Origin of the sequence: Nocardia sp. CDC159, from assembly GCF_023740735.1 — a bacterium.
Classification (GTDB): domain Bacteria; phylum Actinomycetota; class Actinomycetes; order Mycobacteriales; family Mycobacteriaceae; genus Nocardia; species Nocardia pulmonis.
Map to the genome: position 1 here is coordinate 1 of NZ_JAMRXH010000038.1, position 11,893 is coordinate 11,893.

The 11,893-nt window shown below is 65.6% G+C and carries 11 protein-coding genes; 5 read left to right on the top strand and 6 right to left on the bottom strand.

Annotation, left to right across the window (positions count from 1 at the left end; translation table 11 throughout):
- Positions 1 to 232 precede the first annotated feature (232 nt).
- The gene (locus tag NDR87_RS36900; RefSeq protein ID WP_251918946.1) at positions 233 to 760 is read left to right on the top strand and encodes a redoxin domain-containing protein; all 528 of its coding nucleotides are present in this window, start codon (positions 233 to 235) and stop codon (positions 758 to 760) included.
- A gap of 59 nt (positions 761 to 819) precedes the next feature.
- Here the strand turns inward: NDR87_RS36900 and NDR87_RS36905 are convergent, their stop codons facing one another.
- Positions 820 to 1,224, bottom strand: a complete 405-nt coding sequence (locus NDR87_RS36905) for a four-helix bundle copper-binding protein (protein WP_251918948.1) — start codon at positions 1,222 to 1,224, stop codon at positions 820 to 822.
- Positions 1,225 to 1,344: 120 nt separating this feature from the next.
- Positions 1,345 to 3,165, bottom strand: coding sequence for a glycoside hydrolase family 15 protein (locus NDR87_RS36910; protein ID WP_251918968.1), 1,821 nt, complete (start codon positions 3,163 to 3,165; stop codon positions 1,345 to 1,347).
- Positions 3,166 to 3,351: 186 nt separating this feature from the next.
- Between NDR87_RS36910 and NDR87_RS36915 the strand changes: the two genes are divergently transcribed.
- Positions 3,352 to 3,708 carry a hypothetical protein gene (locus NDR87_RS36915; RefSeq protein WP_251918950.1) on the top strand — a complete coding sequence of 119 codons (357 nt, stop codon included), beginning with the start codon at positions 3,352 to 3,354 and terminating at the stop codon, positions 3,706 to 3,708.
- Positions 3,709 to 3,757: 49 nt separating this feature from the next.
- Here the strand turns inward: NDR87_RS36915 and NDR87_RS36920 are convergent, their stop codons facing one another.
- Positions 3,758 to 4,027 carry a hypothetical protein gene (locus NDR87_RS36920; RefSeq protein ID WP_251941328.1) on the bottom strand — a complete coding sequence of 90 codons (270 nt, stop codon included), beginning with the start codon at positions 4,025 to 4,027 and terminating at the stop codon, positions 3,758 to 3,760.
- Between the two features lie 323 nt (positions 4,028 to 4,350).
- Positions 4,351 to 5,343, bottom strand: a complete 993-nt coding sequence (locus tag NDR87_RS36925) for an enolase C-terminal domain-like protein (RefSeq protein WP_251918953.1) — start codon at positions 5,341 to 5,343, stop codon at positions 4,351 to 4,353.
- Between the two features lie 737 nt (positions 5,344 to 6,080).
- Here NDR87_RS36925 and NDR87_RS36930 point away from each other — a divergent pair.
- Together NDR87_RS36930 and NDR87_RS36935 are read left to right on the top strand one after the other, a co-directional pair.
- Positions 6,081 to 6,314 carry a hypothetical protein gene (locus NDR87_RS36930; protein ID WP_251918955.1) on the top strand — a complete coding sequence of 78 codons (234 nt, stop codon included), beginning with the start codon at positions 6,081 to 6,083 and terminating at the stop codon, positions 6,312 to 6,314.
- Positions 6,315 to 6,649: 335 nt separating this feature from the next.
- Positions 6,650 to 7,315, top strand: coding sequence for a DUF4360 domain-containing protein (locus NDR87_RS36935; RefSeq protein WP_251918957.1), 666 nt, complete (start codon positions 6,650 to 6,652; stop codon positions 7,313 to 7,315).
- A 617-nt stretch (positions 7,316 to 7,932) separates the two neighbouring features.
- Here NDR87_RS36935 and NDR87_RS36940 read toward each other — a convergent pair.
- Positions 7,933 to 8,382 (bottom strand): general stress protein, encoded by a 450-nt coding sequence (locus tag NDR87_RS36940; RefSeq protein ID WP_251918959.1) that lies wholly within the window; start codon positions 8,380 to 8,382, stop codon positions 7,933 to 7,935.
- Positions 8,383 to 8,844: 462 nt separating this feature from the next.
- Positions 8,845 to 10,095, bottom strand: coding sequence for a Na+/H+ antiporter NhaA (nhaA, locus tag NDR87_RS36945; protein ID WP_251918961.1), 1,251 nt, complete (start codon positions 10,093 to 10,095; stop codon positions 8,845 to 8,847).
- Positions 10,096 to 10,518: 423 nt separating this feature from the next.
- Between nhaA and NDR87_RS36950 the strand changes: the two genes are divergently transcribed.
- Positions 10,519 to 11,893: recombinase family protein (locus NDR87_RS36950; protein WP_251918964.1), on the top strand; the 1,375-nt coding region annotated here is incomplete at its 3' end.

Consider the following 11,893-nt stretch of genomic DNA (forward strand, 5'->3'; position numbering starts at 1 on the left):
CTCCGGTGTTCAGTTGAATCTTGGTCGATCAACCAACTACCGGAGACCTCACCACTATCAAAATCCCAGCCCGCCAACCAATCTCACAGCCGCTGCATCACTTCGAGACACGGCCTAGCGCAATCGCACAGGTTGAACTGGCAACTCTCCCACTCGGTAGAATTGTGCATGCGATCGGATCACGAGGGATCTTTTGGAACCGTGCGAGCGTGACGTGAGGATCGGCACGAGCATGCTGGCGTTCATCACCGCAGCGGTGCTCGTAGTCGGATGCGGGACGAATGACGGACAGACGAAGCCGACGGGCTCTTCGTCCCAGTCCGGCGGACCCACGACCTCCACTGCGACACTGGGCGCTCCGGTGCCCGAACCGTTGAGATTCACGGCGACAACCATCGACGGCGAGAAGTTCTTCGGCGCGAGTCTGGTGGGAAGGCCGGTCGTACTGTGGTTCTGGGCGCCAGGGTGTCCGGTCTGCCAACACGAAGCGCCGCGGATCGCCGATGCCGCTCGCGCCCATCCCGATACCGAGTTCGTCGGTATCGCAGGCCGAGACACGATAAGCGCGATGCGCGAGTTCGTCGACGAGTACGACCTGCCGTTCCCGAATCTCGTCGACACCGATGGGACGCTGTGGCATCGGTTCGATGTATCCACTCAACCGACATTCGTTTTCGTGAGCACATACACCGAGGTCGACCGAGTGCCGGGGACACTGTCTGAGACGGAGCTGGCCACGCGGATCGCAGGATTGCGTTGATCGCGGCGACCGCGCGGCACCGCCGGTGTGGCGGCACGCGGTCTCGCGATGTCGGAGGGTCAGCCGAGCGCGGACAGCACCTCACGGCAGGCGTTTTCGCACCGTCGGCAGGCCTCGGCGCACACCTGGCAGTGCCGGTGGCGGGAGGCATGGCGTTCACATTCGCTGCCACAGGCGGCGCACGCCGCCGCGCAGGCCCGCAGCACCGCGGCGATCACGCCGGAATCGTCACCGGTATGCCGCGACAACACCCGTCCGGTGGCCTCGCAGATGTCCGCACAGTCCAGATCGCGTCGCACACATGTCGCCAACCCAGCCGCATCGTCCTCACTCAGACAGGCATCCGCACATGCGGTACACGCCTGCGCGCAGGTGACGCATTCATCGATGCAACGCCCCAGCATCTGCTTGTCCATTCCCAGCGTGGCCGGATAGGTGTCGAGCATGTCGATGGCCTTGGTCATGAGAGCCCCTAGTGTTCGTCGGGATCGTTTCACGACTGCGGTACCCGGCGATGCCCGCTTCGAACACCCCCGGCACCACGCGAGTCGTCAAGGCAGGATGTCGATTACCGAATGCGGCGTTCAGCGGCCCGACCGCTCGGTGTGTCCGCCGGCCGTCTGAACAGCGGGATGTGCGCCGCTGAGGTGACGGGCGGCGTTGATCAATCCGACGTGGCTGTACGCCTGCGGGGTATTGCCCACCTGACGCCGAGCCTGGGTGTCGTATTCCTCGCTGAGCAGCCCCAGGTCGTTGCGCAGGTCCAGTAACCGCTCGAACAGCTCGGCCGCCTCGTCCCGTCGGCCGATGCCGTGCAGCGCGTCGGCCAGCCAGAACGAACACGCCACAAAAGTCCCCTCGTGACCGGGCAGCCCGTCGACCCCGCCGTCGGCCTCCGGCTCGTAGCGCAGCACCAAACCGTCACGGCACAACCGCGCCCGCACCGCCTCCACGGTGCCCACGACCCGCTCGTCGTGCCAGGGCAGGAATCCGACACTCGGGATCAGCAGCAGCGCGGCATCCAATCCCTCCGAACCGTAGAACTGCGTGAAGGTGCCGCGGCGGGGGTCGTACCCCTTCGCACACACCTCGGCATGGATGCGCGCCCGCAACGCCTTCCACTCCCGTACCGGACCGTCCAGGCCGGACCGCTCCACGGCCCGAACGGCTCGATCGACGCCTGCCCAGGCCATCACCTTCGAGTGGACGAAATGACGACGGGGGCCGCGCACCTCCCAGAGGCTGTTGTCGGGTGCGTCCCAATGACCTTCCAGGAAATCCAGCAGCGCGCGTTGCAGATCCCACGCGGCCTTGCTCGCTTCGATACCTGCTCGGCGCGCAAGATGCAATCCGTCCAGCACCTCCCCCCACACATCCAACTGGAACTGCCCCGACGCGGCATTGCCCACCCGCACCGGCGACGCCCCCTCATAACCGGACAGCCAATCCAGCGTCATCTCGGGCAGCCGCCGCGTCCCGTCCAGACCGTACATGATCTGCAACTTCGCCGGATCGCCCGCGACCGCCCGCAGCAACCACTCCCGCCACGCCCGGGCCTCGCTGACGAAACCGGTACCCAGCAGGGCCTGCAACACGAACGTCGCGTCGCGCAGCCAGCAAAAGCGGTAATCCCAATTGCGCACGCCCCCAAGCTGTTCCGGCAACGACGTGGTCGCCGCCGCGATGATCCCACCGGTCGGCGCGTAGGTGAGTGCCTTCACCGTAACCAGCGAGCGCCGCACCGCCTCGCCCCATCCGCCCTCGTAGCGCAGGGCGCTCATCCACTGCGACCAGAACCACTCCGTATCGGCGATCGACTTCTCCGCATCGGCGGGGCGCGGCGGCGGTTCATGGGAGGGCCGGTAGGCCAGGACGAACGGTATCCGTTGTCCCGCAGCGACAGTGAAGTCCGCGTAGGTGGTCAGGTCACGGCCGTACAACTCCACCGGCGTATGCAACCAGGCCGCGTCCGGGCCAGCGACGGCGCTGATATGTCCATCACCGCGACGTACCCACGGCACGATCCGGCCGTAGTCGAAACGCAACCGCAACGCCATCCGCATCGGCACACGCCCGCTGACGCCTTCCACGACCCGCACGACGTCAACCTCCTCGCTGCGCGGAGGCATCACATCGATCACGCGCACACATCCGTCGGCGGAGTCCCACTCGCTCTCCAGAATCAACGAATCACCCCGATAGCGCCGACGGCTACACAACCCGCCCGTCACCGGCGCCAACCGCCAAAACCCCGCCCGCTCATCGTCCAGCAAGGCCGCAAAACACGCTGACGAATCGAACCGCGGCAGACACAACCAATCGATCGATCCGTCCCGGCCCACCAAGGCCGCCGTCTGCAGATCTCCCAATAGGCCGTAATCCTCGATACGCAACGCCACCGGCATTTCCCATTCAGCTCGCCACCCGCGTCGGACATCGATGCTGATACCCACCAACCCGCACCCCCATGCACGGGCACACCGCGGCGGCTGCCGATACCGCAGCGACACCTTCGGCCGTCGCAGCCCATTCCCGGCGGACACACCCCCAGCGACCAACGAATACCGATGTCACCGCCGTACGCTGGGAATGTGGGTCGCCTACTTTTCCTCGTCCTCATCGTCGCCGTGCTGGCGCTGATCGTGTGGTGGATCTCGCGGGAGTGGACCGGCAACGCCGAACGGGTGGCCAACGCCAAAGCAGAGGTTCGCCGCTACCTGGACCGCATGGGCAGCGAACTGGTCCAACTCACCCCCGACGACGACATCGCCCTCGACGCGCTCGGCGAGGCCTCCGACCGTATGAACACCGCCCGAATCCAACTGGCCTCCGCCACCACCCTCGGCCAGGTCCGCATCGCCCGCGAAACCGCCCGTAGCGGCCTGTACTTCATCCGCAAGGCCCGCCGAACCATGGGCCTCGACCCCGGGCCGCCGATCCCAAAGTGAGCAGGCAAGCGAATGCTGCGCCTCCCCCGCACTGGCGGTGACGAGTGGACTACCACCCCACCAAGGCGGAGGCGAGATCCGGGGTCTGCAAGGCAGCGACGGTGTCGCTGCGCACCTTCGGACAGTGCGCCGTGGTCACCTCATCGATCACCGAACGGTTCTGCATCACCGCGACGTTGACTCCCCTGTTGCGAGCCGCCCAATCCTGCACCGTGGCATTGAATTCGATCTTGCTCATCGTCGCGTCCTGACCGCGCCAGTCGGGCATCTGCCCCGCGATCATGTCGCACAGCTGCCCGGCGGCCCCTGGGGTGATCACCGGAATATCGTTTGCCGTAACCGGTGGATCACCCGGCGCCACCGGATCGGTCGTTTTCGCACACCCCGACAGTAGGACACCGGCAGGCACGCACAATGCCATCAACAGCCGACAACCGTTGTGGGAGCGGCGGAAACGGGTATCGGCCATGACAGGTCTCCTTCTCCGAGCGTGCCTGCGACCCGGAGCCCCCATCGAGTCGTGGGGTGATGTCAGAACCGGCATTCCCCCTGCCTGCCAGGCCAAACCGGTTGTCGATGCCACCGGTGCCGATATGGGTCCAGGCCGCCAGGCGGGGCATCCTGAGAAGGCACCACCGGCGCTCAGGCGAGCCGGTAATCCGCCGCGTCCACGCCAATGGTCATACCGTGGCCCGCCTCGTCCTGGCGAACCCGCATCGCACCGTGATAGATCTCCGGAATACCTTCTGCGAGAATCGGTTCCAGGCGCGCATGGTCGATGAACCATTCGACATGCCGCAGGTTCGGAATCGCCGCGGCGACCGGGGCGCTCAGTGCCGGGGCGCAATGAGCCGAGACCTGCAGGCCCCGGCTCGTGGCCAGGGCCGCGCCCCGCAGAAAGCCGGTGTACCCACCGCAGCGGGTGACATCGAGCTGCAGGCAGTCCACGACATCCACGAGCGCCGCGGCGTCGTACTGGTCGTAGACGCACTCTCCCGCCGCGACATCACAATGCACCGCGTCCCGGACCACGGCCAGACCCGATAGATCGTCGCTGGTGACCGGTTCCTCGGACCACACCACGCCACGCGCGCCCAACTCCGCGCCCACCCGCCGGGCCTGCCCTCGCGTGTAGCCGCCATTCGCGTCCACCATCAATTCCACATCCGCGTCGGCCAATTCCCGCAACCGGTCCACCCGGGCGAGATCGCGCGCGATCCTGCTCCCCCGCCCCTCCCCGATCTTGATCTTCATCGCCGGACAGCCCGCGCTCTGCCACAGACCGACCTGTTCGGCCAAGCCGCCGTGATCGCCCAGGGAGACGAAACCACCCGAACCGTAGATCGGTACCTCGTCACGAACCGTGCCCAGGAGCTGAGACACCGGGATCTCCAGCAGCCGCGCCTTCAGATCCCACAGCGCGATATCGACCGCGCTGATGGCCTGGGCAGCAAGCCCTTTGGTACCCATATTGCGGCAGGCCCGATGCATCGCCGACCAGCAGGCGTTCGTGTCCAGCGGCGATCGTCCGCTCAGCACGCCGACGAGATGATTCGAGATCACCGCGGCCGTCGCCGGAGAACTGTAGGTCCACCCCAGCCCGAAGCGCCCTCCGGCCCCCACCCGCACGACCACCGCTGTGGTCCAGTCCCATTCGAGTGTGGCGTCGGCTTCGGGTTGCGGCGTCGGGAAGCGATAGCCGCTACCGCAACGTCCTCGTCGATCTTCGCCCTGTCATTCACCGGCTCTCTCCGATCGTCCTGGCCCGCCCCTTGTGTTCTCCGAAACGGGCCGCCGCGCGTCCTACCACCGCGGACGCCGATCACTCCGGCGGGTTTCCCGCCGCACGTTTTCGCCGGGCGCGCCGTGGCACGTCGACGGTATGAACGATCCAAAAGAACAGGCTCCGGCCACCTCGGACAACGCGCCGCACGAACTCGACGACTGGGCTGTCCCCGCCATCCACGGCACCGATTATCCCGAGTGGCAGGACGACCCGATCCCGCCGCAGCAACCCGCCGAACCGGGCGCTCGCCGACCACCGACCCCTGAACGAGCAAGCGGTAATCATCATGATCGATAACTATCCTCGCACCCGGCTCGTCCCCTCGCCGGGGCCGCTGCCATCGCCGTCGGCGTCACTACCAGCCCTCCGAAGAACTGTCCAGACCGACCACTCGCCCCCGAAAAAAGTTATGCGCCGCATCGCAATTGCCGTAGCTGTGACCGCCGCAGCGTTGACGACCCCGTCCTGCGACCTGATCGGCCAGCAACGCCCCGAGACTCCCCCACCGCTCAGTACCACGACACAGCCCCCCGGCACCCTGCCGCCCACCTCCGAAGTTATTCTGCCACCGGACAATTCGAGATCGGTGTCGGTGCCCTCCGCCACCTCGCCCGCACAGATTCGCCGCAAGACCTGCGCGGACCTGCTGCCCCGGCTGGAGGAGGTCCGTCAGCGCTCCGGGCAACAGGGCGTCGACGATCAGGTGCACAAGGCCATAGCCAACCTCGCCGACACTCCGGACTGGCCAGTATTCACCCCCAACCAACGCCAAGCCGCAATCGCAGGAGTGCACGACGCAGCCACCGGCCACTGCCCCTGACCTGACCTGACCTGGTCGGGATCGGGATCGGGATCGGAGCGCTGTTGTACCAGTCCGGCCCAGAGGGAAGTTTTCGACTGCGCGCCTTTCATCCAACTCACTACCATTCGATACTTTTCTTTTCGGCAGCGATATGATTGCCTGGATGCACGCAACCCGCTGCCATTCAGAGGTATTCATACCCATCGCTTCGACAAGCCTTGCCACACATACCATCATCTGATTATTTGCGCGAATCCCCCTCTCTCACTAGGGGTTTCGTACCTAATGGCATGGCGCCTACAGTGGGTACGTCTGCGACCGGAGAATCGACCGGAGCATTTGCGAGGAATCCCATGAACAAGAAGTTCGCTGCCATCGGCGCTGCCCTATTCGCGTTCGCCGTACCCGTCTCGAGTTCACCAGCTTTCGGGGCCCCGGCACCCGAGTGGCCCACGGTGCCGCCGACCGACAAGATCATCATCGATGTCGCGACCGTCAACGGCACCGGATGCCCGCCGGGGACCGCGGCCGTGGCGGTGTCGCCGGACAACGAGGCATTCACGGTGACCTACAGCGAGTACACCGCACAGGTCGGCGTCGGCTCCACTCCGACCGACTTCCGGAAGAACTGCCAGATCAACCTGAAGGTCCATGTCCCGCAAGGCTTCACCTACGGGATCGCATCGGCGGACTACCGGGGATTCGCATCACTGGAGAAGGGGGCGACCGCGCTCCAGCGGGCCCGCTACTACTTCCAGGGCAACTCGCCGACCCAATTCGTCGACCACACCTTCAAGGGCCCCTTCGTGGAGGACTGGCAGAAGACGGATACGACCGAGGTCGGGGCGATCGTTTACAAGCCCTGCGGTGAATCCCGCAACTTCAACATCAACACCCAGTTGCGCGTGGATGCCGGTACCTCGGACCCGAAGAAGACCACCAGCTTCATCACGATGGATTCTACCGACGGAAACATCCAGACCACCTACCACTTCGCCTGGAAGAAGTGCCCGAAGTAAATTAGACCCGGCCCCGGTTTCGATCGGGGCCGACTCCTGTCATCGCTCTCACGCCGAGCACGCGGTCCAGCACCTGGGACTCGACGCGGGCTGATGCGCTCCTCGTAAAGTGGGGCGCCCGGCGTAGGCAATCAGTCGCACTGCCTACGGCAGCGGCATACCCGTTGCGATGCACGCTTCTCGGCACGGACGTAACGGCGCTTCGGCGGCCAATCATCTTGGACGACCATGGAGATGCTTGATTTCGACGATCCGTCGGCCACGAGCGGCACCCGGCTCTGCGACACCTACCCTCGTTCGACAATCCAGCGCGAGGACATCACGCCTCCTGCAACGATCAAGGTGCCACACGCGACCCGGTCACAGCGGGCGACGTTGATACCCAGCCGGTGTTGCCTGGCGTACCGCTACTCAGCGGGTTGATTTGCGGCGCTGCTCGCATCGAGTAGCTCCTTGGGGTGCTGGCAGAGCCATTTCCGATCTGCTGGATGTGCCCCTCTGGCCGTCCGGCCGGGGATCCACCATCGCCGACGGGGCTCCAGCGCGACCGCGGAGGGACTTCCATCGGGCCTATTCCGCCCCGATTCACGCCCGATCGACTTCGACCGCGAACAGTTCTATTGGCTGCGCGAGGTCGGCGCCGTCGGCAAGTCGTTCAACAGCGTGCGCGCGTGTTCGGCGAACTGCGGCTCCACAAGGACCTCGTAGTGGTCGGCGAGAAGCTCACTGGCCGAGAGGAATTCCCGACGCTCTCCGGGCAGCGCGCGCCACACCAACCCGAAGACCACACCGGCGACCACTCCCCACAACACCGCCCAGCCGACAGTGGCCACCCACCAGACCGCGCTGGTGGTAAACAACGCGAGAAACACACCGAACACCAATCCGATCCACGCACCGGCCGCCGCTCCCCGCACGGCCGCACCGGGGTAGGTCGAACGGCCGAGCACATGCTCGACCAGGCGCAGTCCCGCGCCGCAAATGGTGGCGCGCTCGACAGGGAAATCCTTCTCCGACAGCTTATTCACCGCCTCCTCGGCTGCTGCGTAGGTATCGAACTCCGCCACGGCGATCAGATCCGTGGTCCTTCCGAATGTTGGGGTCATCGCATTCCCTCCCACTGACAGTGGGTGTCGTAGTCGGCTACTTTCCAGCGCCTTCCCAATACTCGCTGTGGTCGTACACGCCCGCCATACCACCGACTCGTCCCCATAATCGCGTCTTGGACAAGCCGCGGGGTACAGACGGCCATCGGCCAGAGCGTCCTCCACCAAACCGATCTCGACGAAGTCACCAACCCCGGGCAAAGGTCGACCGCCGCCGTCCACCCGGGCGCTCGCCCGCTTCCGATGGAGTTGTCCGCCCGGCCGACCCGCCGCGACCGCTCGACGACGCCGCGTGCGATCGCTCCAGGAGCGCTGCGATTAGCGGAAGTCGTTGCGGGCAGAATGTTTCCGCGAGCGAGAGCACCTGGCGGGAGATGTCACTGACCGGTCCGCCCGCAGTGCGTGCCACGGCATGTTTCTCCGTCATCGATCCCGTTGCTCCGCGTTGCGGTAGGCGCGGTTGCGAATACGCAGTATCACAGCGGCGATGATCGCTGCCAAGAGCGACCCGCACAGCACACCGATCTTGGCATGTTCGTCGCGCGAGCTCCCCTCTCCGAAGGCGAGTTCACCGATGAGCAACGACACCGTGAATCCGATCCCGGCGATCATGGCCGCACCGTAGATGTCGATCCACCGCAGCCCGGCATCCAAACTCGCCCGGGTGAACCGCGCCACGAGGTAGGTCGTCGCTGTGATGCCGCAGGACTTGCCGACCACCAGCCCGGCCACGATGCCCAATGCGACCGGATCGCTCAGCGCATCGAGCAGACCGTCCAGCCCCTGTACCGCAACGCCCGCGGTGAACAGCGCGAAGATCGGCACCGCCAGCCCCGCGGACATCGGCCGCAACCGGTGCTCGAAATGTTCGGACGGTCCGGCCGGAGCCGAGTCGCTCCGCTTGCGCACCGGAACGAGCAGACCCAGCACGACCCCCGCGACGGTGGCGTGCACACCGGACGCATGCACCAACGCCCAGGTGAGGACCGCGATCGGGAGCATCAGCCACCACCAGCCGGGCTTCCATCGCACCACCACCGCGAAGGCAGCGGCCGCGGCGACCGCGGCCGCCAGCGGTCCGAGTGACAGCGTCTGGCTGTAGAACACAGCGATGATAGTGATCGCGATGAGATCGTCGACCACCGCGAGAGTGAGCAGGTAGGTGCGCAGTGTCTGCGGCAGATGCGTGCTGATGATGCCGAGCACGGCGAGGGCGAAGGCGATATCGGTCGCCGACGGAATCGCCCAGCCCTGCAAGGCATTACCGCCGGTGCGCAGATTGATAAGCACGTAGATGGCCGCGGGTGCGGCCATGCCGCCCACCGCCGCGGCGACGGGTAGCGCGGCCCGGCGGGCCGCGCGGAGTTCCCCGGCCACGAACTCTTGTTTGAGCTCGAGGCCCGCCACGAAGAAGAAGACCGCCAGCAGCCCGTCAGAGGACCACTCGGCCACCGACAGGTTCAGGTGCAGCGATTGCGGGCCGGCGGTGAACTCACGCACTGCGATGTAGGCATCCGACCACGGCGTGTTCGCCCAGATCAGCGCGAGCACGGTGGCGGTGAGTACCAGTGCGCCGCCCACGGTCTCGCGTCGCAGAATGTCGGCGATCCGTGCTGCCTCTGGGGGCGCGGGGACAGTCAGGAGTGGATTCGAGTGCGGGCGGGATTGGTTCATGAACTCAGGCACACCCGGACCGCGGAAGGATCTCCTGCGCTTTGAGCGTCGCTCCCTGTTGGCTGGCCGCCACGCTTCCGGATCGCCTGGACCGCACGAAGTGCGGCTCGTTGTCGGCCCGGTCGAACGCGGCGATCAATTGATGGATCCCGTCGCCGAGTAACCGAACACGTACTGGACACCCCGATCCCGCAGTCGCAGCACAATGTCCCCGACCTCCACCGACATGTGATGCTCCCATCCTGATATGCGCCTGGTCAGTCCGCGATCACGTGGCGACTACCCGCTGCGGCAGGGGTGAACCGGATTCGACACGACCATCCGTACCGTTCGAGCGCATCGAGGTAGGAAAATCGAGATCGTTGGTCCACCAGTACATTGAGAAAGAGCGAGCTCGGGTCGCGGCCGGAATCCTTTCGACCAGTGGTGGTAGGAGTCAACGGGAGTCAGCTGGTCGGTCGGCTCGGAGACAAGGCGACGAACTCACCGTCCTTCTTCCGGCCGGATCCCCGCTTATCGGACGCGTCCTGCTCCACCGAGGACAATCAGGATCCCGAGACCTCCTACAACTGGCAGTTCGCCCGAGGCACGGCACTCGCGCCCGGCCGTATCGTCGAAACCTACTTCGATACCGGACATTCCCGATCAGTGCCGTGGGACAGACGTCCGGAAGCATCCCGACTCCTCGCTGATTTGAAGAACCCCGAACGCACCTGGACGGCCATCGTTGTCGGCGAGGGCCAGCGGTGTTGGTACGGCAACCAGTTCAGCCTGGTCGCGCCGCGGCTGACCGCCTACGGCATCGAAATCTGGATTCCAGAGTTGGGCGGTCGATACGATCCGCACAACACCGCCCACAACATGATGATGAGCATGCTCGGCGGCATGAGTCAGTCCGAGCGCCAGCACGTCCAGCAGCGGACCCGCGCGGCTATGGACGTTCAGGTACTCAACGAAGGGCGCCACCAAGGCGGCCGACCGCCCTACGGGTACACCGTCGTCGACGGTCCGCCCCACCCGAACCCAGCCCGAGCCGCGGCGGGTACGAAGCTGCGAATCCTGCTCATCGACAACAACACCGCCGCTGTCGTGCAACGCATCTTCCGCGAATACATCGCAGGCACGGGCCTCAAAGCAATCGCCGACAACCTCAACCGCGACGGTATCCCCTGCCCCTCCGCCTACCGGCCGGAACAAAACACCCACCGGTCCGGCCAAGGCTGGCACAAGACCACCGTAGACGCGATCCTCAACAATCCGCGCTACACCGGATACGCCGTATTCGGCCGAACAACCAAGCACGAGGAGCTGCTCGACCCGGACGACGTGGCCGCGGGGCACATCGTCAGATTCCGGCGCTCCACCCCCGACCGCGTTATCCGGTCACGCAAGCCGGCACACCCGCCCATCGTGTCCGTCGCCACATTTACCGAGGCCCAGCTGGTGCGCCGCCGCCGCGCGGGCAGCAGTATCCGCTCCAAGACCCAACTCGAACGGGCCCGGCAGAGCTCACCACACGTGTATCAGTTCCGGAGCCGGATCCGCTGCGGCATCTGCCACCGGAAGATGCAAGGCGGCACTCCCCACGGCCACGTCTACTACCGGTGCGTCGCTCGCACGCTTCCACCCGGCACCCGCTACAAGCCGATCACCCGAAAACCGTCAACCTGCGCGAAGCACACCTCGTCCACCCGGTCAACACCTGGCTCGCCGGACTATTCAGCCCGAGCAATCGAGCACGAACAATCGAAGCCCTGGTATCCGCGCAAGGCAACGACGACAACGACATCCGTCGCCA